At 65.7% G+C, this 21,320-nt stretch carries 20 protein-coding genes; 10 read left to right on the top strand and 10 right to left on the bottom strand.

The window, feature by feature from the left end; translation table 11 throughout:
- Positions 1-61 precede the first annotated feature (61 nt).
- Positions 62-1,210 (bottom strand): iron-containing alcohol dehydrogenase, encoded by a 1,149-nt coding sequence (locus SZ55_RS26895; RefSeq protein WP_044414408.1) that lies wholly within the window; start codon positions 1,208-1,210, stop codon positions 62-64.
- A gap of 148 nt (positions 1,211-1,358) precedes the next feature.
- Between SZ55_RS26895 and tcdA the strand changes: the two genes are divergently transcribed.
- The gene (tcdA, locus tag SZ55_RS26890) at positions 1,359-2,159 is read left to right on the top strand and encodes a tRNA cyclic N6-threonylcarbamoyladenosine(37) synthase TcdA (protein WP_044414406.1); all 801 of its coding nucleotides are present in this window, start codon (positions 1,359-1,361) and stop codon (positions 2,157-2,159) included.
- Positions 2,160-2,436: 277 nt separating this feature from the next.
- Here the strand turns inward: tcdA and SZ55_RS26885 are convergent, their stop codons facing one another.
- The 9 genes from SZ55_RS26885 to map all read right to left on the bottom strand — a co-directional run bounded on the left by SZ55_RS26885 (position 2,437) and on the right by map (position 11,213).
- Positions 2,437-2,841 carry a SufE family protein gene (locus SZ55_RS26885; RefSeq protein ID WP_044414404.1) on the bottom strand — a complete coding sequence of 135 codons (405 nt, stop codon included), beginning with the start codon at positions 2,839-2,841 and terminating at the stop codon, positions 2,437-2,439.
- Positions 2,838-4,040 carry an aminotransferase class V-fold PLP-dependent enzyme gene (locus SZ55_RS26880; protein WP_044414402.1) on the bottom strand — a complete coding sequence of 401 codons (1,203 nt, stop codon included), beginning with the start codon at positions 4,038-4,040 and terminating at the stop codon, positions 2,838-2,840. The genes SZ55_RS26885 and SZ55_RS26880 overlap by 4 nt, the downstream gene beginning before the upstream one ends.
- An 86-nt stretch (positions 4,041-4,126) precedes the next feature.
- Positions 4,127-5,161, bottom strand: coding sequence for a 2,3,4,5-tetrahydropyridine-2,6-dicarboxylate N-succinyltransferase (dapD, locus tag SZ55_RS26875; protein ID WP_044414400.1), 1,035 nt, complete (start codon positions 5,159-5,161; stop codon positions 4,127-4,129).
- 85 nt (positions 5,162-5,246) lie between these two features.
- Positions 5,247-5,594 carry an ArsC family reductase gene (locus SZ55_RS26870; RefSeq protein WP_044414397.1) on the bottom strand — a complete coding sequence of 116 codons (348 nt, stop codon included), beginning with the start codon at positions 5,592-5,594 and terminating at the stop codon, positions 5,247-5,249.
- Between the two features lie 98 nt (positions 5,595-5,692).
- Positions 5,693-5,914, bottom strand: coding sequence for a hypothetical protein (locus SZ55_RS26865; protein ID WP_044414396.1), 222 nt, complete (start codon positions 5,912-5,914; stop codon positions 5,693-5,695).
- A 10-nt stretch (positions 5,915-5,924) separates the two neighbouring features.
- Entirely contained in the window at positions 5,925-6,311 is a 387-nt protein-coding gene (locus tag SZ55_RS26860; protein ID WP_044414394.1) for a hypothetical protein, read from the bottom strand.
- Positions 6,312-6,471: 160 nt separating this feature from the next.
- The gene (gene dapC, locus SZ55_RS26855; RefSeq protein ID WP_044414392.1) at positions 6,472-7,668 is read right to left on the bottom strand and encodes a succinyldiaminopimelate transaminase; all 1,197 of its coding nucleotides are present in this window, start codon (positions 7,666-7,668) and stop codon (positions 6,472-6,474) included.
- 30 nt (positions 7,669-7,698) lie between these two features.
- The gene (locus tag SZ55_RS26850) at positions 7,699-10,401 is read right to left on the bottom strand and encodes a [protein-PII] uridylyltransferase (protein WP_044414391.1); all 2,703 of its coding nucleotides are present in this window, start codon (positions 10,399-10,401) and stop codon (positions 7,699-7,701) included.
- A 29-nt stretch (positions 10,402-10,430) separates the two neighbouring features.
- Complete coding sequence (map, locus tag SZ55_RS26845) at positions 10,431-11,213, bottom strand: type I methionyl aminopeptidase (protein WP_044414390.1); 783 nt, start codon at positions 11,211-11,213, stop codon at positions 10,431-10,433.
- 269 nt (positions 11,214-11,482) lie between these two features.
- Between map and rpsB the strand changes: the two genes are divergently transcribed.
- From rpsB to bamA, 9 genes are all read left to right on the top strand, one after another.
- Positions 11,483-12,223 carry a 30S ribosomal protein S2 gene (rpsB, locus tag SZ55_RS26840; protein ID WP_044414387.1) on the top strand — a complete coding sequence of 247 codons (741 nt, stop codon included), beginning with the start codon at positions 11,483-11,485 and terminating at the stop codon, positions 12,221-12,223.
- 127 nt (positions 12,224-12,350) lie between these two features.
- Positions 12,351-13,220, top strand: coding sequence for a translation elongation factor Ts (gene tsf, locus SZ55_RS26835; RefSeq protein WP_044414384.1), 870 nt, complete (start codon positions 12,351-12,353; stop codon positions 13,218-13,220).
- A 191-nt stretch (positions 13,221-13,411) separates the two neighbouring features.
- Entirely contained in the window at positions 13,412-14,155 is a 744-nt protein-coding gene (pyrH, locus tag SZ55_RS26830) for a UMP kinase (protein WP_044414381.1), read from the top strand.
- On the top strand, positions 14,152-14,709 hold the full coding sequence (frr, locus tag SZ55_RS26825; protein ID WP_044414379.1) for a ribosome recycling factor: 558 nt from the start codon (positions 14,152-14,154) through the stop codon (positions 14,707-14,709). The genes pyrH and frr overlap by 4 nt, the downstream gene beginning before the upstream one ends.
- A 12-nt stretch (positions 14,710-14,721) precedes the next feature.
- Positions 14,722-15,471, top strand: a complete 750-nt coding sequence (gene uppS, locus SZ55_RS26820) for a polyprenyl diphosphate synthase (RefSeq protein WP_044414376.1) — start codon at positions 14,722-14,724, stop codon at positions 15,469-15,471.
- On the top strand, positions 15,471-16,286 hold the full coding sequence (locus tag SZ55_RS26815; protein ID WP_044414373.1) for a phosphatidate cytidylyltransferase: 816 nt from the start codon (positions 15,471-15,473) through the stop codon (positions 16,284-16,286). Before uppS ends, SZ55_RS26815 begins: the two co-directional genes overlap by 1 nt.
- Positions 16,283-17,473, top strand: coding sequence for a 1-deoxy-D-xylulose-5-phosphate reductoisomerase (gene ispC / locus SZ55_RS26810; protein WP_044414467.1), 1,191 nt, complete (start codon positions 16,283-16,285; stop codon positions 17,471-17,473). The genes SZ55_RS26815 and ispC overlap by 4 nt, the downstream gene beginning before the upstream one ends.
- Before the next feature lie 16 nt (positions 17,474-17,489).
- On the top strand, positions 17,490-18,845 hold the full coding sequence (rseP, locus tag SZ55_RS26805; protein WP_044414371.1) for an RIP metalloprotease RseP: 1,356 nt from the start codon (positions 17,490-17,492) through the stop codon (positions 18,843-18,845).
- 72 nt (positions 18,846-18,917) lie between these two features.
- Positions 18,918-21,281, top strand: coding sequence for an outer membrane protein assembly factor BamA (gene bamA / locus SZ55_RS26800; RefSeq protein WP_044414368.1), 2,364 nt, complete (start codon positions 18,918-18,920; stop codon positions 21,279-21,281).
- The last annotated feature ends 39 nt before the right edge of the window (positions 21,282-21,320 follow it).

Below are 21,320 nucleotides of genomic sequence, written 5' to 3'. Positions count from 1 at the left end.
TTTGTCCTTCGGCGCCTGCGGAAGTTTCGCAGCGGTGTGCACGGCACCGCTGCGAAGGGGGTCAGAGCGCCTTCAGCAGGATGCGTTCGCTGGCCGCCAGGTCCAGGTCGCGACGCTCGCCAAGGGCGGTCATGCCGTGGCGTTCCAGCTGGGCCAGGACGCGGGGAATGGCGTCGGCGTCGAGGCCATGGTCGGCCAGGCGGGTGGGCACGCCCATGCGCTCGAAGAAGGCGCGGGTGGCGTGGATGGCACCGTCGATGCGCGCCGCCTCGTCACCGCTCAGCCCCCAGACCCGCTCGGCGTACTGCAGCAGCTTCTCGCGCTTGGCGTCGCGGCGTTCGTCCAGCAGCGCGGGCAGCACCACGGCCAGGGTCTGGGCGTGGTCCAGGTGATAGAGGGCGGTGAGTTCGTGGCCGATCATGTGGGTCGCCCAGTCCTGGGGGACGCCACAGCCGAGCAGGCCGTTCAGGGCCTGGGTGGCGCACCACATGAGGTTGGCGCGCACGGCGTAGTCCTCGGGGTTGGCCAGGGCCTTGGGGCCTTCCTCGATCAGGGTCAGCAGCAGGCCCTCGGCCTGGCGGTCCTGCAGGGGCGCGTCGGCGGGGTAGGTGAGGTACTGCTCCAGGGTGTGGACGAAGGCATCCACCACGCCGTTGCCGATCTGCCGGGGCGGCAGGCTGAAGGTGGTGTGCGGGTCGAGGATGGCGAAGCGGGGGTACAGCAGCGGGCTGGAGAAGGGCAGCTTCTCCTGGCGGGCGACGTGGGTGACCACGCCGTGGGGGTTGCTCTCCGAGCCGGTGGCCGCCAGCGTCAGCACGCAGCCCAGCGGCACGGCGGCCTGGGCGCGGGTGCCGGTGAGCAGGTCCAGCGGGTCGCCATCATGGCAGAGGGCGGCGGCGATGAACTTGCTGCCGTCGATCACCGAACCGCCGCCCACCGCGAGGATGAAGTCGCACTGCTCCTGGCGGGCCAGTTCGACGGCGCGCACCAGGGTATCGAACTGCGGGTTGGGCTCGATGCCGGCGAAGCGCACCAGGCTGTAGCCGGCCAGCGCCTGCTCCACCTGCTGCCACACGCCGTTCTGGAAGATGCTGCCGCCGCCGTGGGTGACTAGCACCCGGCTGCCGGCGGGAATCTCCCGGGACAGCTTGGCGATCTGGCCTTCGCCGAAGTGGATGCGGGTCGGGTTGTAGAAGGTGAAGTTGCGCATGGGGCTCCCCCTGTCGGTGTGCAGGGACTATAGCGTCGGCCGACCCAGGGCGAATCTATGGGCTGCCATTCAGCTGGGATGGGCTTGGGGCGGAGCGGGGCCCTTCCTATAATGCGCGCCGCCCGCCGGTGGGCGACGGAGTGACGAGATGACAGACGAACGATTCGGCGGTATCGCCCGCCTCTACGGCCAGGAAGGCTTCGCGCGCCTGCAGGCCGCCCATGTGGCCGTGGTCGGCATCGGCGGCGTCGGCTCCTGGGCGGCCGAGGCGCTGGCACGCTCCGGCGTCGGGGAGATTTCCCTGTTCGACCTGGACGACGTCTGCATCACCAACACCAACCGCCAGGTGCATGCCATCGCCGGTAGCGTCGGCAAGGCCAAGGTGGAGGTGATGGCCGAGCGCATCCGCGCCATCAACCCGGCCTGTGTGGTCCATGCGGTAGCCGACTTCGTCACCCGCGAGACCATGGCTGAGTACATCACTGTGGAGCTGGACGCGGTGATCGACTGTATCGACAGCGTGGCGGCCAAGGCGGCGCTGATCGCCTGGTGCAAGCGGCGCAAGATCCAGATCGTCACCACCGGCGGCGCCGGCGGCCAGGTGGACCCGACGCAGATCCAGGTCACCGACCTGAACAAGACCTTCAACGACCCGCTGGCGGCCAAGGTGCGCTCCATGCTGCGCCGCGACTACAACTTCTCCCGCACGCCGGGGCGCACCTACAGCGTGCCCTGCGTGTTCTCCACCGAGCAGCTGCGCTACCCCAAGCCCGATGGCTCGGTGTGCCAGCAGAAGAGCTTCGTGGGGGAGGGCGTGAAGCTGGACTGCGCTGGCGGCTTTGGCGCGGTGATGATGGTCACCGCCAGCTTCGGCATGGCTGCGGCGGCGAAGACGGTGGACAAGCTGGTGGCCGGTGCGCGGCGGCCGTCGGAGCGGGCTGCGGGCTAGCGCGTTTGCGCCGGGAGCTGTTTCGCGAATGAATTCGCCTCTCCCATTGGGTGTTACCACGCGATTCAGGGGCATTCCCCGTAGGGGGGGCCGGGCGGCGTTCCGCTTCAGCCCACCATCGGAGTCCCCCGCAGCCCCATGGGTGAGCCTGATGTAGCCCGGACTTCAGTCCGGGACGTGCCACGCCGCTCCCGGGCTGAAGCCCGGGCTACCGGGCCGGAGGCTTCGCGAGCAGAGCTCGCTCTGACAGGCGCGAGCGGATTCATTAACCCGCCTTTCACGGTGCGGCCTTGCGCATCCTGTCGAGCACGGCGTTGAGGCCGTTGGTGCGGGATGGTGAGAGCTGGCGGGAGAGGCCGAGCTGAGTGAACCAGTCGCTGAGGTCCAGCGTGGCCAGTTCCTCAGGCGCCAGGCCCTGGACCCGCGCCAGCAGCACGGCCAGCAGGCCGCGGATCAGCCGCGCATCGCTGGCGGCGCGGAAGTGGCGGCGCCCTTCCTTTATCTCCTCCACCAGCCAGACTTGGCTTTCGCAGCCGTGCACGCGGTTGGCTTCGCTGCGCTCGGCGTCGCTCAGGGGCTCCAGGCGTTCACCCCATTGCATCAGCAGGCGCGCGCACTGTTCCCAGCTGCCGGCGGCGCCGAAGGCTGCCAGGGCTTCGGTGGCTTGCGGGGGAAGGTTCATCGCAGCAGCTCCAGGGCCTTGTCCAGGGCTGAGAGGAAGCGCTCCACGTCAGCGCCGTCGTTGTAGAGGCCGAGGGATACGCGGATCGCGCCGCTGAGCCCGAGCCCCTGGTACAGCGGCATGGCGCAGTGGTGACCGGCGCGCACGGCGATGCCCTGTTCGGTGAGCAGGTGGGCGAGGTCGGCGTTGTGCACGCCATCGACGCTGAAGCAGGCCAGCGCCACCTGGGGCTCGCCCACCAGGCGCACGCCGTCGCGGGCGGCGAGGCCGGCCATCAGCTTGGCGTGGAGCACCGTCTCGTGGGCGCTGACCGCTGCGGCGTCGAGGCTGCCGAGGTAGTCCAGCGCGGCGCCGAGGCCGATCACCGAGGCAATCGCCGGGGTGCCGGCCTCGAAGCCCAGCGGGGCGTCGTGGAAGTCGGCATCGTGGTAGCCCGCACGGCGCACCATCTCGCCGCCGAACTGCCAATGGGCCAGGCGGGCCAGGGCCTCGGTGCGACCGTGGAGCACGCCGACGCCTTCCGGGCCGTAGAGCTTGTGCCCGGAGAACACGTAGAAGTCGCAGCCCAGGGCCTGCACGTCATGGCGGCCATGGACTATTCCCTGGGCGCCATCCACCACGGTCAGCGCGCCTTGCTGACGGGCCATGGCCAGCAACTCGCCGAGGGGCTGCCAGCGGCCGAGCACGTTGGACAGCTGGCTGACGGCCAGCAGGCGCGTGCGCGAGTCGATCAGCTGGCGGGCCTGGTCGAGGTCGATGTCACCCCGTGCATCCAGCGGCAGCACCACCAGTTCGAGCTGGCGTCGGCGTGCCAGTTGCTGCCAGGGCAGGAGGTTGGCGTGGTGTTCCAGGGCGCTGACGGCGATGCGCTCGCCCGGTCGGAACTGCTGCTCCAGCCCGTACGCCAGGAGGTTGAGCGCTTCGGTAGTACCCCGGGTGAAGACGATCTGCGCCGGATGCTCGGCATTCAGCCACTGGGCAACGCGGGTGCGGCTGCCTTCGAAGGCGCGGGTGGCGCGCTCGCCCGGCAGGTGCTGGGCCCGGTGCACGTTGGCGGCACCGCTGGCGTAGTAGCCGAGCAGCGCATCCAGCACCACCTGGGGCTTCTGCGAGGTGGCGGCGCTGTCCAGGTAGGTCTGGCCCTCGGCGTCGAGGGCCGAGAGGGCGGGGAAGTCGGAGCGCCAGGGAGATGGGAGCATGACGATGGGCCTGAAGCCGGACGGCGGGAAGTGAAAAGCCGGTGCCGGAGGCTGTGGAGCGTCCGACGCCGGCTTCCCTGTGCAGCTTAGTTGTGGGCGTGGAGGGCTTCGTTCAGCTCAATGGCTGTCTTGTTGGTCTTGCACTCGACGGCACCGTTCTGCGAGTTGCGACGGAACAGCAGGTCGGGCTGGCCGGCCAGGTCGCGGGCCTTGACCACTTTCACCAGGGCGTTCTGGTCGTCCAGCAGGGCGACCTTGGTGCCGGCGGTGATGTACAGGCCGGCTTCGACGATGTTGCGGTCGCCCAGCGGGATGCCGATGCCGGCGTTGGCGCCGATCAGGCAGCCTTCACCCACGGAGATGACGATGTTGCCGCCACCGGAGAGGGTGCCCATGGTGGAGCAGCCGCCGCCCAAGTCGGAGCCTTTGCCGACGAAGACGCCTGCGGAGACGCGGCCTTCGATCATGCCTGGGCCTTCGGTGCCGCCGTTGAAGTTGACGAAGCCTTCGTGCATCACGGTGGTGCCTTCACCGATGTAGGCGCCCAGGCGTACGCGGGCGCTGTCGGCGATGCGCACGCCGGCGGGGACGACGTAGTCGGTCATTTTCGGGAACTTGTCCACGGAGAAGACTTCCAGCAGGTTGCCCTTCAGGCGGGCTTCCAGCTGGCGCTCGGCCAGTTCGGCCAGGTCTACGGCGCCTTCGCTGGTCCAGGCCACGTTGGGCAGCAGCGGGAAGATACCGGTGAGGTTCAGGCCGTGGGGCTTGACCAGGCGGTGGGAGAGCAGGTGCAGCTTGAGGTAGGCCTCGGGGGTGGAGGTCAGCGCGGCATCTTCGGCCAGCAAGGTGGCGACCAGCGGCTTGTGGCTCTCGGCCAGGCGGGTCAGCAGGGCGGCCTGGGTGGCGTCGATCTCTTTCAGGGCGCTGGCCAGGTCAGCGGCCTGGGTGTTGCTGAGGGTGATGGCCTGGTTGCCGCCGGTGTAGCCGAGCAGCGGGGCCACGGCGGCGACCAGTGCTTCGGTGGGCTTGAGCAGCGGCTGTGCGTAGAAGACTTCCAGCCAGTTGCCCTGGCGGTTCTGGGTGCCAACGCCGAAGGCGATGCTGAAGAGTGCGTGGGACATGGACATTCCTCGTTCTGAAAGGGTGGTTCGGACGCCCGCTGCCGGTCGCGTGCCTGGCTGTCGGACGTCCGTTCGGTGTTCGGGGTTACTTGAGCGCGGCGGCGTAGAGGTCCGGCTTGAAGCCGACCAGGGTGCGGTCACCGAGGTCGAGCACCGGGCGCTTGATCATCGAGGGCTGGGCCAGCATCAGGTCGATGGCCTTGGCCTGGTCGAGGTCGGCCTTCTGCACATCGTCGAGCTTGCGGAAGGTGGTACCGGCGCGGTTCAGCACGGTCTCCCAGCCGTGTTCGTCGCACCATTTCTTCAGGCTGGCGCGGTCGATGGCGGCGGTCTTGTAGTCGTGGAAGGCGTAGCTCACGCCCTGCTCGTCGAGCCAGGTGCGGGCTTTCTTCATGGTGTCGCAGGCCTTGATGCCATAGAGGGTAATGGTCATTGAGCAGCTCGGTTCGCGGTGGGCCATGGGGCGCGCGGCGAGGGGCCGCGCGGCGTCGGTCGGCGATTATGCCACGCCCGGCGCCGCGTGGGAGCGTGCTACAGGAGCAGGGCAGCGGCGCCCAGCACAGCCATACCCAGCCCCAGCAGGCGCAGCAGGGCGGGGCGCGAGGCGAGCTGCTCGGTCGGTGCCAGGCGCACCAGCGGGTAGCGCCCGTAGAACCGCGCCAGCGCGGCGCCGGCCTGGGCCGGGCGCAGCAGCAGGTAGAGCGCCAGGGCCAGGAACAGCGCGGCGATGATCAGTCTGAGTGCGAGGTCCATGCAGCCTCCTTCACAGCGCCCAGCGGGTGACGTTGTGGGACACGCTGATGTCAACGCCGCCGTAGTCGGTGGAAACGGTGGTGGGGATCAGCGGGCCGTTGGGGATCTTGATGCCGCCGCCGATCTTGACGCCGGCACCGGCCTCCACGGAGACGCCGCCCATGTAGCCGTAGCCCTCGAAGCTGTCGGAGGACTTGCTGTCGTCATCGGTGAAACGGAAGGTGCTGGAGGTGGCGCGGAAGGCGGGCAGGCCGACGCCGATGCCGGCCATGTAGATGGTGTAGAGCGAGGTGCGGTTGTTGCTGGTGTCGCGCACCTTGGCGTTGAAGATGCCGCCGCCGATGATGATGTGGCCGACCGCGCCGCCGACGGTGATGGTGACTTCGAAGACTTTCATGCTGACTCCCGTTCCATGGTGGCTGCACCCGGCATCTGCCGGGGCTGCTTGCCCATCCGTCCCTGGATGAACGCTCGGATAGTCGAGGGCCGGGCGCCTGGAGGCAAGCCCGGATGTCCCGCTTTGTGACATTGGCCCGGTTGATGACCGGGCAGTCCGGTCAGAGGCTGCGGACGAAGCGGCGGATGCGTTCGGCGGCTTCGACGCACTCGGCCAGCGGGGCGACCAGGGCCATGCGCACGCGGCCGGCGCCCGGGTTGATGCCATTCACTTCGCGGGAGAGGTAGGAGCCGGGCACCACGGTGACGTGCTCGCGGGCGAAGAGTTCGCGGGTGAAGGTCGTGTCGTCCACCGGGGTCTTGGCCCAGAGGTAGAAGCCGCCGTCCGGGCGCTGCACGTCGAGCACGCCGCCGAGGATGTCGAGCACGGCGTCGTACTTCTCGCGGTACAGGTCGCGGTTGGCGCGTACGTGGGCCTCGTCGTTCCAGGCGGCGACGCTGGCCAGCTGGGTCTGCACGGGCATGGCGCAACCGTGGTAGGTGCGGTACAGCAGGAAGGCCTTGAGGATGGCGGCGTCACCGGCGACGAAGCCGGAGCGCAGGCCCGGCAGGTTGGAGCGCTTGGACAGGCTGTGAAACACCACGCAGCGTGCGAAGTCGCTGCGGCCCAGCTCGGCGCAGGCGGTGAGCAGGCCGGCCGGCGGGTTGGCTTCGTCGAAGTACAGCTCGCTGTAGCACTCGTCGGCGGCGATGACGAAGTCATGCTCGTCGGCCAGGGCGATCAGCTTCTTCAATTGCTCCACCGGTACCAGGGCGCCGGTGGGGTTGCCCGGGGAGCAGAGGAAGAGGATCTGGCAGCGTTTCCACACCTCGACCGGCACGGCGTCGAAGTCGGGGTTGAAGCCGTTTTCCGCCTCGCAGGGCAGGTAGTGGGGTTCGGCTCCGGCCAGCAGGGCTGCGCCTTCGTAGATCTGATAGAAGGGGTTCGGGCTGACCACCAGGCCGTTGTCGGCGCGGTTGACCACGGCCTGGGTGAAGGCGAACAGCGCTTCGCGGGTGCCGTTGACCGGCAGCACGTGGCGCGTGGCATCGAGCCAGCCGGCAGGCACCTTGAAGCGGCGCTCGCACCAGGCGGCGATGGCTTCGCGCAGGGCGGGGATGCCCAGGGTGGTGGGGTAGACGGCGAGCTGGTCGAGGTTGTCGGCCAGGGCCTTGGCGACGAAGTCCGGGGAGCGGTGCTTGGGTTCGCCGATGGAGAGGGCGATGGGCGCGCGGTCGGCCGGGGGCTGGGCGCCGGCGAGCAGGGCGCGGAGTTTTTCGAAGGGGTAGGGCTGCAGCTGGTTCAGGGCGTCGTTCATGTGCGGTTCCTGGTGGTGCGGTCGGGCGCGTCAGATGCTGATGCGGCCGAGCTGGGCGTTCTGGCCACTGGCCTCGGAGAGCTGGGAGACGATGGCCGCCTGCAGGCGCTGGCAGAGCTCGGGGTCGGACAGCGGCTGGTTGTCGGCATCGGTGATGAAGAAGACGTCCTCCACCCGTTCGCCGAGGGTGGCGATCTTGGCGTTCTGCAGCGACAGGTCGAAGTCGAGGAAGATGCGCCCGATGCGCGCCAGCAGGCCGGGGCGGTCGGGGGCGATCACTTCCAGCACGGTCACCGGACGCTGGGCGTCGTTGGAGATGGTGACCTCCGGCGGGAAGGCGAAGTGCTTGAGCTGGCGCGGGACGCGGCGCTGGATGATGGCCGGGTACTCGTCGGGGTTCTTCAGCGCGTCGATCAGGCCCTCGCGGATTTCCTGGATGCGTGCCGGGTCGTTGCCGATGGAGCCGCCGGCGGTGTCCAGCACGATGTAGGTGTCGAGGGTGAACTGGCTGGTGGAGGTGATGATCCGCGCGTCGTGGATGTTCAGGTTGAGCTGGCTCATCGCGGCAACGGTCACGGCGAAGAAGTCGTGCTGGTCGGGGGCGTAGATGAAGATCTGGGTGGCGCCTTCGAACTCGCGCTGGGCGGTTTCCTTGATCAGCACCAGCGGGTCGTTGCCGTCCGGGTGCTGGAGGATGGCTTCGGTGTGCCAGGCCACGTCGTTGGCGGTGTGGCGCAGGAAGTAGTCGTCGCCGAGCTGGGCCCAGAGCTGTTCGGCGTCGTCCTGGTCGATGCCGTTGCGCACGAGGATGTCGATGGCGGCGACCTGGGTCTGGCGGATCTGCTCTTCGCGGTCCAGGGGGTTCTCCAGGCCGCGGCGCAGGGCGCGCTTGGTCTCGGTGTAGAGCTGGCGCAGCAGGCTGGCGCGCCAGGAGTTCCACAGGCTCGGGTTGGTGGCGTTGATGTCGGCCACGGTGAGCACGTAGAGGTAGTCGAGGTGCGTCTGGTCGCCCACCAGGCGGGCGAAGTCGAGGATCACCTGCGGGTCGGAGAGGTCCTTGCGCTGGGCGGTGGTGGACATCACCAGGTGGTTCTGCACCAGCCAGGCCACCAGGCGCGAGTCCCAGGCCGGCAGTTGGTGGCGGGCGCAGAAGGCCTCGGCGTCGATGGCGCCCAGTTCTGAGTGGTCGCCACCGCGGCCCTTGCCGATGTCGTGGTAGAGCCCGGCGATGTAGATCAGCTCGGGCTTGGGCAGCTTGTCGATGACCTTGCTGGCGAGGGGGAATTTCTCCGCCAGCTCCGGCCACTTGAGCTTGCGCAGGTGCTTGATGAGGTTGAGGGTGTGGGCGTCGACCGTATAGATGTGGAAGAGGTCGTGCTGCATCTGCCCGATGATGTGGCCGAACTCGGGCAGGTAGCGCCCGAGGATGCCGTAGCGGTTCATGCGGCGCAGGTTGCGGTGGATGCCCTGGGGTGACTTGCACAGCTCGATGAACAGGCTGGTGTTGCGGATGTCGCTGCGGAAGTCGTCGTCGATCAGGTGGCGGCTGTCACGCAAGAGGCGGATGGTGTCGGCGCGCACGCCCTTGATCTCCGGGTGCTGGGCCATCAGCACGAAGATCTCCATGAGGGCGAAGGGGGTGCGCTTGAAGACGTTGGGGTGGGCCACCTCGATGTAGCCGTCACGCAGCTGGAAGCGGCTGTTGAGCGGCTGGGCGACTGCGTTCTCGCCGCTGCGCAGGATGACCTCTTCGAAGTGCTGGTTGATCAGGTCGCTGAGTTCGGCGACGGCCATGACCACGCGGTAGTACTTCTGCATGAAGTGTTCGATGGCCTGCTTGGCGTCGCTACCGTGGAAGCCGAGCAGCCCGGCGAGCTTGCGCTGGTGGTCGAACAGCAGGCGGTCTTCGGCGCGGCCGGCGAGCATGTGCAGGGCGTAGCGGACCTTCCAGAGGAACTCCTGGCTGGAGGCGAGCATGCTGCATTCGCTCTCCACGAGGAACCCTTCCTTGACCAGGGCGTGCAGGTTGAGGCTGCCGAACTGGCGGCGGGCGACCCAGAGGATGGTCTGGATGTCGCGCAGGCCGCCGGGGGAGCCCTTCACGTTGGGCTCGAGGTTGTACTCGGTGTCGTTGTACTTGGCGTGGCGGGCCTTCTGCTCTTGGCGCTTGGCGAGGAAGAAGTCCTTGCTGGGCCACATCCGTTCCGGGCTGGTGACCTCCTGCATGCGCCGGCGCAGGGATTCCGGCCCGGCGATGGTGCGGCTTTCCATCAGGTTGGTGACGACGGTGAGGTCGGCGCGGGCCTCTTCGGCGCATTCGTCGACGGAGCGCACGCTCTGGCCGACTTCCAGGCCTATGTCCCAGAGCAGGGTGAGGAAGCCTTCGATCGGTTCGCGGAAGGTCTCGTGGTCGGCGCTGTCCAGCAGGATCAGCAGGTCGATGTCGGAGTAGGGGTGCAGTTCGCCCCGGCCGTAGCCACCGACCGCCAGCAGGGCGATGTCGGCGTCTTCGCTCCAGTCGAAGCGGGCCCAGGCCTCACGCAGGATCTGGTCGACGAACCAGGCGCGGTCCTCGACCAGGCGGCGGATGTCCCGGCCGTTGGCGAAACGGGCGTCGAGTACATCCTTGGCCTGGCGGATGGCCTTCTTGAACGCGGCGATGGGGCTGGACTTCAGCGCCAGTTCGGCCTGGAACTGGCCGCGGTCGAAAAGCTCGGGATCAACCTGCGGCATCTACGGCCTTCCTTATATAGAGGGGACGATCAGGGGGCGGTGCGCGGCAGGGTGTCGTCGCTGCGCAGGGTGAGGATCTCGTAGCCGTCGGCGGTCACCAGGATGGTGTGCTCCCACTGGGCGGAGAGCTTGCGGTCCTTGGTGATGGCGGTCCAGCCGTCGCCCAGCACCTTGGTCTCGGGGCGGCCCTGGTTGATCATCGGCTCGATGGTGAAGGTCATGCCTTCCTTCAGCTCCATGCCGGTGCCGGCACGGCCGTAGTGCAGGACCTGGGGCTCTTCGTGGAACACGGCGCCGATGCCATGGCCGCAGAACTCGCGGACCACCGAGAAGCCGTTCTTCTCGGCATGCTTCTGGATCACCTCGCCGATGTCGCCCAGGCGGCAGCCCGGCTTGACCAGTTCGATGGCCTTGTACATGCACTCCTGGGTCACCTGGGACAGGCGCTCGGCCCAGACCGGCACCTTGCCGACGTGGAACATGCGGCTGGTGTCGCCGTGGTAGCCGTCCTTGATGACGGTCACGTCGATGTTCAGGGTGTCGCCATCCTTCAGCGGCTTCTCGTTGGGGATGCCGTGGCAGACGACGTGGTTGATGGAGGTGCAGATGGACTTGGGGAAGCCCTTGTAGTTCAGCGGGGCGGGAATCGCCTTCTGGACGTTGACGATGTAGTCGTGGCAGATGCGGTCGAGCTCTTCGGTGGTCACCCCGGGCTTGACGTGCTCGCCGATCATCTCCAGCACTTCGGCGGCCAGGCGGCCTGCCACGCGCATTTTCTCGATTTCGTCGGCGGTCTTGATGGTGACGGTCATGGCGGTTCTCAGGCGTATCCGTATGAAGACGGCAATCTTATCAGCTTCGAGCGGCAAGCCAGAAGCCGCGAGGGCGCGGCGCGCCCTGTCCGGCTTGCCGGTTTCATGTAGCTTGCCGCCACTTTTTATGCTATAAAACGCGCCGCTTTACGGGCAGTGGTGCCCGCAAGGCTCAAACCCACACACGTATCGACACGGTCTCCTGGGTGCCCGCAAGGGTTGGATATCGGGATACGTGGAGGCCTAACCCGACTTATCGAGGAATTGAGATGTCCCAAGTCAACATGCGCGACATGCTGAAGGCCGGTGTGCACTTCGGCCACCAGACCCGTTACTGGAACCCGAAAATGGGCAAGTACATTTTCGGTGCGCGCAACAAGATCCACATCATCAACCTGGAAAAAACCCTGCCGATGTTCAACGAGGCCCTGTCCTTCGTTGAGAAGCTGGCTGCAGGCAAGAACAAGATCCTGTTCGTCGGCACCAAGCGTTCCGCTGGCAAGATCGTCCGCGAAGAAGCTGCTCGTTGCGGCTCCCCGTACGTCGATCACCGCTGGCTGGGCGGCATGCTGACCAACTACAAGACCATCCGTCAGTCCATCAAGCGCCTGCGCGACCTGGAAACCCAGGCCCAGGACGGCACCTTCGCCAAGCTGACCAAGAAAGAAGCCCTGATGCGCACCCGCGACCTCGAGAAGCTCGAGCGTAGCCTGGGTGGTATCAAGGACATGGGCGGTCTGCCGGATGCTCTGTTCGTGATCGATGTCGACCACGAGCGTATCGCCATCACCGAAGCCAACAAGCTGGGCATCCCGGTCATCGGCGTTGTCGATACCAACAGCAGCCCGGAAGGCGTTGACTACGTCATCCCCGGTAACGACGACGCCATCCGCGCCGTTCAGCTGTACCTGGCTGCCATGGCCGACGCCGTCATCCGCGGCCGTCAGAACGCCGCTGGCGGTCCGGACGAGTTCGTCGAGGAAGCCGCTTCCGAGGCAGCCGAAGGCTGATTTCGGAGCGCTCCAGCGTTACCCGGTGCGCAGGAAGGGGGCTAGGCCCCCTTTTTGCCACCTCACAGAATTGTTTGCCCGGGTTGCCGGGCTGAATGGTTGAAAACCTATTCAAGAGGATTGCGACATGGCAGAGATTACTGCAGCCCTGGTGAAAGAACTGCGCGAGCGTACCGGCCTGGGCATGATGGATTGCAAGAAGGCCCTGACCGCCGCTGACGGCGACATCGAGAAGGCCATCGACGACATGCGCGCCGCTGGCGCCATCAAGGCCGCCAAGAAGTCCGGCAACATCGCTGCCGAAGGCTCCATCGCGGTCAAGGTTGCCGACGACAACAAGGCTGCCGTCATCATCGAAGTCAACTCCCAGACCGACTTCCTGGCTCTGCAGGACGACTTCAAGGCCTTCGTTGCCGCCTCCGTCGAGCAGGCCTACAACGAGAAGCTGACCGACGCTGCTCCGCTGGTCGCCTCCCGCGAAGAGGCCCGCCTGGCCCTGGTTGCCAAGACCGGCGAGAACGTCAACATCCGTCGTCTGGCCCGTGTCGAGGGTGACGTAGTAGGTGCCTACCTGCACGGCCACCGCATCGGTGTTCTGGTGAACCTGAAGGGCGGCAACGTCGAGCTGGCCAAAGACATCGCCATGCACGTCGCTGCCAGCAACCCGCAGTTCCTGAACGCTTCCGAGGTTTCCGAAGAAGCCATCGCCAAGGAAAAGGAAATCTTCCTGGCCCTGAACGCCGACAAGATCGCCGGCAAGCCGGAGAACATCGTGGAGAACATGGTCAAAGGCCGTATCTCCAAGTTCCTGGCCGAAGCCAGCCTGGTCGAGCAGCCGTTCGTCAAGGATCCGGAAGTCAAGGTTGGTGAGCTGGCCAAGAAAGCCGGTGCCGAAATCGTTTCCTTTGTTCGCTTCGAAGTGGGCGAGGGCATCGAGAAGGTGGAAGTGGACTTCGCTGCCGAAGTAGCTGCCCAGGTCGCTGCCACCCAGCAATAAGACGGCCTCGGCTGTCGCCCCGCAAGAGGCTGCCCGCTCACGCGCGCGGCCTCTTCGTCAAACTGGGGAACCCATTTGGGGCAGGTTCCGTGGCGTGCGCCTGGCGTTCGCCATCGGCATGGCCAGCGCCATGCCCCGCGTATCGGGCCTCTGGCCCATGAATTCGAAAAACGCCGCAGGAGAGACTCGTAATGGCTCAGCAGGTGAGTGGTCGTCAACCTCGCTATAAACGCATTCTGCTCAAACTCAGCGGCGAAGCGCTGATGGGGTCCGAGGAGTTCGGCATCGATCCGAAGGTCCTGGACCGCATGGCGCTGGAGATCGGTCAACTGGTCGGCATCGGTGTACAGGTCGGCCTGGTGATCGGTGGCGGCAACCTGTTCCGTGGTGCGGCCCTGAGTGCGGCCGGCATGGACCGGGTGACCGGCGACCACATGGGCATGCTCGCCACCGTGATGAACGGCCTGGCCATGCGCGATGCCCTGGAGCGCTCCAACATTCCCGCGCTGGTGATGTCGGCCATCTCCATGGTCGGCGTGACCGATCATTACGACCGCCGCAAGGCGATGCGCCACCTCAAGAGTGGCGAAGTGGTGATCTTCTCCGCCGGCACCGGCAACCCCTTCTTCACCACCGACTCGGCTGCCTGCCTGCGGGCCATCGAGATCGACGCCGACGTCGTGCTGAAGGCGACCAAGGTGGATGGCGTGTACACTGCCGATCCCTTCAAGGACCCCAATGCCGAGAAGTTCGAGCGCCTGACCTACGACGAGGTGCTGGATCGCAAGCTGGGGGTGATGGACCTGACCGCCATCTGCCTGTGCCGTGACCAGCAGATGCCGCTGCGGGTCTTCAACATGAACAAGCCCGGTGCCCTGCTGAACATCGTGGTGGGTGGCGCCGAAGGAACCCTGATCGAGGAGGGCGAACAATGATCAACGAGATCAAGAAGGACGCGCAGGAGCGCATGAAGAAAACCCTGGAGGCCCTGGATCACGCCTTCGCCAAAATCCGCACCGGCCGCGCTCACCCGAGCATCCTGGACAGCGTGATGGTCTCCTACTACGGCGCCGATACTCCTCTGCGCCAGGTCGCCAACGTGGTGGCCGAGGACTCCCGCACCCTGGCCCTGACCGTGTTCGACAAGAGCATGATCCAGGCGGTCGAGAAGGCCATCATGACCTCCGACCTGGGCCTGAACCCGGCCACCGCCGGTACCACCATCCGCGTTCCCATGCCGGCCCTGACCGAGGAAACCCGCAAGGGCTACACCAAGCAGGCCCGTGCCGAAGCCGAGAACTCCCGCGTGGCCGTGCGCAACATCCGTCGTGATGCGCTCGCCCAGCTGAAGGACCTGGTGAAGGAAAAGGAAATCAGCGAAGACGAAGAGCGTCGTGCTGCTGATGAGGTCCAGAAGCTCACCGACAAGTACGTTGGCGAGATCGACAAGGCCCTGGAGGCCAAAGAAGCCGACCTGATGGCGGTCTGACGGCGTTCTGAAATGGAAAAGAAAGGCGTTTCTCCAGCGGTCCCGCGGCATGTGGCGATCATCATGGATGGCAACAATCGCTGGGCCAAGAAGCGCCTGCTCCCCGGCGTCGCCGGCCACAAGGCCGGTGTCGACGCGGTCCGTGCAGTCATCGAGGTCTGCGCGGATGCAGGGGTGGATGTGCTCACCCTGTTCGCCTTCTCCAGTGAGAACTGGCAGCGCCCGGCCGACGAGGTCAGTGCGCTCATGGAGCTGTTCCTCGGTGCCTTGCGGCGCGAGGCGCGGCGACTCAACGACAACGGTATCCGCCTGCGCATCATTGGCGACCGTTCCCGCTTTCACCCTGAGCTGCAGGCCGCCATGCGCGAGGCCGAGCTGCTGACAGCGGGGCACAATCGTTTCACCCTGCAGATCGCCGCCAACTACGGTGGGCAATGGGATATCACCCAGGCTGCCCAACGGCTTGCGCGTGAAGTCCAGGCCGGCCACCTCCAGGTGGACGAGATCACGCCCGGGCTCTTGCAGAACTGCCTGGCAACGGGTGACCTGCCGCTTCCCGACCTGTGCATCCGCACCGGTGGCGAGCACCGCATCAGCAATTTCCTGCTCTGGCAGCTGGCATACGCCGAGCTTTATTTCTCCGACCTGTTCTGGCCCGACTTCAAGCACGACGCTATGCGCAAGGCCCTGGCGGACTTCGCCACGCGCCAGCGCCGCTTCGGCAAGACCAGTGAACAAATAGAGGCCGAGGCCCGTCCCTGATGCTCAAGCAACGAATCATCACTGCCCTGGTGCTGCTGCCGATCGCCCTTGGGGGCTTCTTCCTCCTGGATGGTGCGGCCTTTGCGCTGTTCATCGGCGCCGTGGTGACGCTTGGGGCCTGGGAGTGGGCGCGCCTGGCAGGACATGAGTCCCAGGGCGTCCGTGTCGGCTATGCCGCTGTCGTCGCCGTGGCGCTGCTGGCCCTTTATCAATTGCCGGCGTTGGCGCCGCTGGTCCTGCTGCTGGGTGTGCTCTGGTGGGGGGCTGCCACCGTCCTGGTGCTGGGCTACCCCGAAAGCAGCCGCCATTGGCGGGCCCAGGCCAGCAAGTGGGTGATCGGTCTGCTGATCCTGCTGCCGGCCTGGCAAGGGCTGGTGCTGTTCAAGCAGTGGCCGCTGGCGAACCTGCTCATCCTTGCGGTGATGGTGCTGGTCTGGGCTGCTGACATCGGTGCCTACTTCTCCGGCAAGACCTTCGGCAAGCGCAAGCTGGCCCCGGCGGTGAGCCCTGGCAAGAGCTGGGAGGGGCTGATCGGTGGGCTCGTCACCTGCCTCCTCATCACGTTGTGTGTGGGCCTCTACCGCGGCTGGTCAGGCGGTGAGCTCGTGCTGGGGCTACTGGGTGCGGCAGTGGTGGTGCTGATCTCGGTGGTGGGTGACCTGACCGAGAGCATGTTCAAGCGCCAGTCCGGTATCAAGGACAGCAGCAACCTGCTGCCTGGCCATGGCGGCGTGCTGGATCGCATCGACAGCCTCACCGCTGCCATTCCGGTGTTCGCCACCCTGTTGTGGGTCGCGGGCTGGGGCGCATTGTGAGTCGTCCTCTGCGCGTTTCAGTGCTGGGGGGCACGGGCTCCATCGGGCTCAGCACCCTGGATGTGATCGCCCGCCATCCCCAGCGTTATGAAGTCTTCGCCATCAGCGGCTTTTCCCGCCTGACGGAGCTGCAAGCCCTGTGCATCCGGCATCGACCGCGTTTCGCGGTGGTACCCGATGTATCGGCCGCGCGCGTCCTGCAGGACGTGCTGATTAGTGCCGGTCTCGACACCCGTGTGCTGTCGGGAGAAGCGGGACTGTGTGAGATCGCCGCGCATCCGGACGTGGACGCGGTGATGGCCGCCATTGTCGGTGCGGCAGGGTTGCGTCCGACCCTGGCGGCGGTCGAGGCAGGCAAGCGTGTACTGCTGGCCAACAAGGAGGCGCTGGTCATGTCCGGCGCACTGTTCATCCAGGCAGTGCGCCGCCATGGTGCGGTGCTGCTGCCGATCGACAGCGAGCACAATGCGATCTTCCAGTGCCTGCCCGGGGACTACGGGCGTGGCCTTGCACAGGTCGGTGTGCGGCGCATCCTGCTCACGGCCTCGGGAGGCCCTTTCCGCGAGACGCCTCTGGACGCGCTGGCCAATGTCACGCCGGAGCAGGCGTGCGCCCATCCCAACTGGTCCATGGGGCGGAAGATCTCCGTCGATTCGGCCAGCATGATGAACAAGGGGTTGGAGTTGATCGAGGCCTGCTGGCTGTTCGATGCGGCGCCGTCCCAGGTCGAGGTGGTGATCCACCCGCAGAGCGTCATTCATTCCCTCGTCGACTACGTCGATGGTTCGGTGCTGGCACAGCTCGGTAACCCCGACATGCGGACCCCGATCGCTCATGCGCTGGCATGGCCGGAGCGGGTGGATTCCGGTGTCGCGCCGCTCGATCTTTTCCGTGTCGGTCGGCTCGATTTCCAGGAGCCCGATGAGGGGCGCTTTCCCTGCCTGCGCCTGGCTCGTCAGGCGGCCGAGGCGGGTGGCAGTGCACCGGCCATGCTCAATGCTGCCAACGAAGTTGCCGTTGCGGCCTTCCTTGGGCGGCGGATTCGCTTCACCGAGATCGCGAGTATCATCGACCAGGTGCTGAACCGAGAGGCGGCGCTGGCGGTCGAATCGCTCGACGCCGTGGTCGAGGCGGACGCCCGCGCTCGTGCAGCGGCTCAGCAATGGCTGGTACGGAACGGGCGCTGAGCCCGAAGGTGGTTCGATGAACGCGCTCTACATGTTCGTGGGCACCCTGGTGGCACTCGGGGTGCTGGTGACTTTCCACGAGTTCGGTCACTTCTGGGTGGCGCGCCGCTGTGGCGTCAAGGTGCTGCGATTCTCGGTCGGCTTCGGTACGCCGCTGGTGCGTTGGCATGATCGCCATGGCACTGAGTTCGTCATCGCGGCCATCCCCTTGGGCGGCTACGTCAAGATGCTCGACGAGCGCGAGACCGACGTCGAGATTCCGCCCGAACAGCTCGGTCAAACCTTTAATCGCAAGAGTGTCGGCCAGCGCATCGCCATCGTTGCGGCAGGGCCGGTGGCCAACTTCATCCTGGCGCTGGTGTTCTTCTGGGTGCTGGCCATGCTGGGTAGCCAGCAGGTTCGCCCGGTGATCGGTGCCGTAGCGCCGGACAGCATCGCGGCGCGTGCCGGCCTGGTGCCCGGGCAGGAAATCGTCTCGGTGGACGGCAAGGCAGTGACCGGCTGGGGCGGCGTCAATCTCCAGCTCGTGCGCCGTCTGGGCGAGTCCGGGACCTTGGATGTGCAGGTTCGCGAGGCTGGCTCGACTGTGGATACGTCCGTGCAGTTGCGGCTCGACAACTGGCTCAAGGGGGCCGAAGAGCCTGACACCATCGGCTCGCTCGGCATCACGCCGTGGCGCCCGGCCTTGCCGCCTGTGGTAGGCGAGGTGCCTGACGGCCCCGGCAAGGCCGCCGGGCTGCAGGTGGGGGATCGCATTCTCGCGCTGGACAATGTTCGTCTGGACGACTGGCAGCAACTGGTGGACTACGTCCGCCCCCGTGCTGGTCAGGCGGTTCTTGTCCGCTATGAGCGTGCCGGGCAGGTGGCCGACGTCTCCATCACCCTGGGCAGTGCCGGGGAAGGCGAGGCGCGCCGCGGCTTCATGGGCGTAGGCGTCAAGCCGGTCGACTGGCCGCCGGAGATGCTGCGCGAAGTGGCTTTCGGGCCGCTGGATGCGGTCGCCGAGGCGGCGGCACGCACCTGGTCCATGAGTCTGCTAACTCTGGATTCCCTAAAGAAAATGTTGCTCGGCGAGCTCTCGGTAAAAAACTTGAGCGGGCCGATAACCATTGCTAAAGTGGCGGGCGCTTCGGCCCAGTCGGGCGTGGGGGATTTCCTGAATTTCCTGGCCTACCTGAGCATAAGCCTGGGGGTTCTCAATCTACTGCCAGTTCCCGTCCTGGACGGGGGGCACCTGCTGTTCTACCTGATCGAATGGGCGCGTGGCCGGCCATTGTCAGAACGGGTGCAAGCTTGGGGGGTACAGATCGGTATCAGTCTGGTCGTCGGGGTCATGCTATTGGCCTTGGTGAACGACCTGAGCCGGCTGTAACGCGTCACTGAATTCCGGATCTGCCGCCCTATGCGGCAGATTCCTTATTATCAGTTGGAAAAAAAGGACTTCATGAAACGCCTGCTGCTAACCGCGGTGTTTGCCGCACTCATGATCGGCAAAGTTCACGCCGAGTCCTTCACCATATCCGACATCCGCGTCAACGGCCTGCAGCGTGTATCCGCAGGCAGCGTCTTCGGCGCCCTGCCGCTGAACGTAGGCGACCAGGCTGATGATCGCCGCCTGGTCGAAGCCACCCGTGCCTTGTTCAAGACCGGTTTCTTCCAGGACATCCAGCTCGGCCGCGACGGCGGTGTACTGGTCATCAGCGTAGTCGAACGTCCGTCCATCTCCAGCATCGAGATCGAGGGCAACAAGGCCATCAGTACCGAAGACCTGCTGAAGGGCCTCAAGCAGTCCGGCCTCTCCGAGGGTGAAATCTTCCAGCGTGCGACCCTCGAGGGTGTGCGTAACGAGCTGCAGCGCCAGTACGTGGCCCAGGGTCGTTACTCCGCGGAGATCGAGGCCGACGTGATTCCCCAGCCGCGCAACCGTGTCGCGCTGAAGATCAACATCAACGAAGGTACGGTCGCTGCGATCCAGCACATCAACGTCGTCGGCAACACCGTGTTCCCCGACGAAGACCTGATCAACCTGTTCGAGCTGAAGACCACCAACTGGCTGTCCTTCTTCAAGAACGACGACAAGTACGCCCGCGAGAAACTCTCTGGTGACCTGGAGCGCCTGCGCTCCTACTACCTGGACCGCGGCTACATCAACATGGACATCTCCTCCACCCAGGTGTCCATCACCCCCGACAAGAAGCACGTCTACATCACCGTCAACGTCGATGAAGGCCAGAAATACACCATTCGCGACGTGAAGCTCTCCGGCGACCTCAAGGTGCCCGAGGAGGAAGTGAAGGCGCTGCTGCTGGTCAAGGAAGGGCAGGTGTTCTCCCGCAAGGTGATGACCACCACGTCCGAGCTGATCACCCGTCGCCTGGGCAACGAGGGCTATACCTTCGCCAACGTCAACGGCATCCCCCAGACCCACGACGAAGACCACACCGTCTCCGTGACCTTCGCCGTCGACCCGGGCAAGCGTGCCTACGTCAACCGCATCAACTTCCGTGGCAACACCAAGACCGAAGACCAGGTGCTGCGCCGTGAAATGCGCCAGATGGAAGGGGGCTGGGCGTCGACCTACCTTATCGACCAGTCCAAGACCCGCCTCGAGCGCCTGGGCTTCTTCAAGGAAGTGAACGTCGAGACCCCGCAGGTGCCGGGTACCGATGACCAGGTAGACGTGAACTACACCGTCGAAGAGCAGCCTTCCGGCTCCATCACCGCCAGCGTGGGCTTCGCCCAGAGCGCGGGCCTGATCCTGGGCGGCTCCATCAGCCAGAACAACTTCCTCGGTACCGGTAACAAGGTCAGCATCGGCCTGACCCGCTCCGAGTACCAGACCCGCTACAACTTCGGCTTCGTCGACCCCTACTGGACCGTCGATGGCGTCAGCCTGGGCTACAACGCCTTCTACCGCACCACTGACTACAACAAGCTGGATGTGGACGTTTCCAGCTACTCCGTGGATAGCCTGGGTGGTGGTGTGAGCGTCGGCTACCCGATCAGCGAGACGTCCCGCCTGACCTTCGGTCTGACCGTACAGCAGGACGAGATCGGCACCGGCCGCTACACCGTCGACGAGATCTTCAACTTCATCAAGAAAGAAGGTGACAAGTACCTGAACTTCAAGGGATCGATCGGCTGGTCCGAGTCCACCCTGAACAAGGGCGTGATGGCAACCCGTGGCCATTCCCAGAGCCTGGTGCTGGAAACCACCATTCCCGGCAGTGACCTGTCGTTCTACAAGCTCGACTACCGCGGTCAGGTCTTCACCCCGCTGACCCAGAACACCGCGCTGCGCTGGCATACCGAGCTGGGCTACGGCGACAGCTATGGCTCCACGTCTGAGCTACCGTTCTACGAGCACTACTTCGCGGGTGGCTTCAACTCCGTACGTGGATTCAAGGACAGCAGCCTTGGTCCGCGCAGTACTCCTAGCCGTGGTGCTGCGGTAACTGGTAACACTGGTACCCTAGCCGACCCGGATCAGGATCCGCTGCCCTTCGGTGGCAACGTGCTGGTGCAGGGCGGCGTCGAGTACCTGTTCCCGCTGCCGTTCGTGAAGGACCAGCGCCAGCTGCGGACCGTGCTGTTCTGGGACGTGGGCAACGTGTTCGACACCAGTTGCTCGTCCACGGCGAAGAACTGCAGCAACATCAACCTGGGCGAGCTTGCCAGCTCGGTGGGTGTGGGCTTGACCTGGATCACGGCGCTGGGCCCGCTGAGCTTCAGCCTGGGCATGCCGATCAAGAAGCCCGACAATGCCGACACCCAGGTGTTCCAGTTCTCCCTGGGCCAGACCTTCTAAGTGTTTTGATCAAGACGACAACAGTATTTGTTGCAGGAG

The organism is Pseudomonas sp. FeS53a, assembly GCF_000931385.1.
GTDB classification, from domain to species: domain Bacteria; phylum Pseudomonadota; class Gammaproteobacteria; order Pseudomonadales; family Pseudomonadaceae; genus Metapseudomonas; species Metapseudomonas otitidis.
The sequence above is the reverse complement of the archived record's forward strand: the minus strand, read 5'-3'. Positions and strand labels throughout refer to the sequence as shown.

Coding starts and splice junctions, on each gene's coding strand:
- SZ55_RS26870 (WP_044414397.1), bottom strand. CDS start 5,594: ATGACCATTACCCTCTATGGCATCAAGGCCTGCGACACCATGAAGAAA.
- map (WP_044414390.1), bottom strand. CDS start 11,213: ATGACCGTCACCATCAAGACCGCCGACGAAATCGAGAAAATGCGCGTG.
- SZ55_RS26880 (WP_044414402.1), bottom strand. CDS start 4,040: ATGCTCCCATCTCCCTGGCGCTCCGACTTCCCCGCCCTCTCGGCCCTC.
- tsf (WP_044414384.1), top strand. CDS start 12,351: ATGGCAGAGATTACTGCAGCCCTGGTGAAAGAACTGCGCGAGCGTACC.
- tcdA (WP_044414406.1), top strand. CDS start 1,359: ATGACAGACGAACGATTCGGCGGTATCGCCCGCCTCTACGGCCAGGAA.
- rseP (WP_044414371.1), top strand. CDS start 17,490: ATGAACGCGCTCTACATGTTCGTGGGCACCCTGGTGGCACTCGGGGTG.
- dapC (WP_044414392.1), bottom strand. CDS start 7,668: ATGAACGACGCCCTGAACCAGCTGCAGCCCTACCCCTTCGAAAAACTC.
- dapD (WP_044414400.1), bottom strand. CDS start 5,161: ATGTCCCACGCACTCTTCAGCATCGCCTTCGGCGTTGGCACCCAGAAC.
- SZ55_RS26895 (WP_044414408.1), bottom strand. CDS start 1,210: ATGCGCAACTTCACCTTCTACAACCCGACCCGCATCCACTTCGGCGAA.
- SZ55_RS26885 (WP_044414404.1), bottom strand. CDS start 2,841: ATGAACCTTCCCCCGCAAGCCACCGAAGCCCTGGCAGCCTTCGGCGCC.
- bamA (WP_044414368.1), top strand. CDS start 18,918: ATGAAACGCCTGCTGCTAACCGCGGTGTTTGCCGCACTCATGATCGGC.
- pyrH (WP_044414381.1), top strand. CDS start 13,412: ATGGCTCAGCAGGTGAGTGGTCGTCAACCTCGCTATAAACGCATTCTG.
- frr (WP_044414379.1), top strand. CDS start 14,152: ATGATCAACGAGATCAAGAAGGACGCGCAGGAGCGCATGAAGAAAACC.
- SZ55_RS26850 (WP_044414391.1), bottom strand. CDS start 10,401: ATGCCGCAGGTTGATCCCGAGCTTTTCGACCGCGGCCAGTTCCAGGCC.
- SZ55_RS26815 (WP_044414373.1), top strand. CDS start 15,471: ATGCTCAAGCAACGAATCATCACTGCCCTGGTGCTGCTGCCGATCGCC.
- SZ55_RS26860 (WP_044414394.1), bottom strand. CDS start 6,311: ATGAAAGTCTTCGAAGTCACCATCACCGTCGGCGGCGCGGTCGGCCAC.
- SZ55_RS26865 (WP_044414396.1), bottom strand. CDS start 5,914: ATGGACCTCGCACTCAGACTGATCATCGCCGCGCTGTTCCTGGCCCTG.
- uppS (WP_044414376.1), top strand. CDS start 14,722: ATGGAAAAGAAAGGCGTTTCTCCAGCGGTCCCGCGGCATGTGGCGATC.
- rpsB (WP_044414387.1), top strand. CDS start 11,483: ATGTCCCAAGTCAACATGCGCGACATGCTGAAGGCCGGTGTGCACTTC.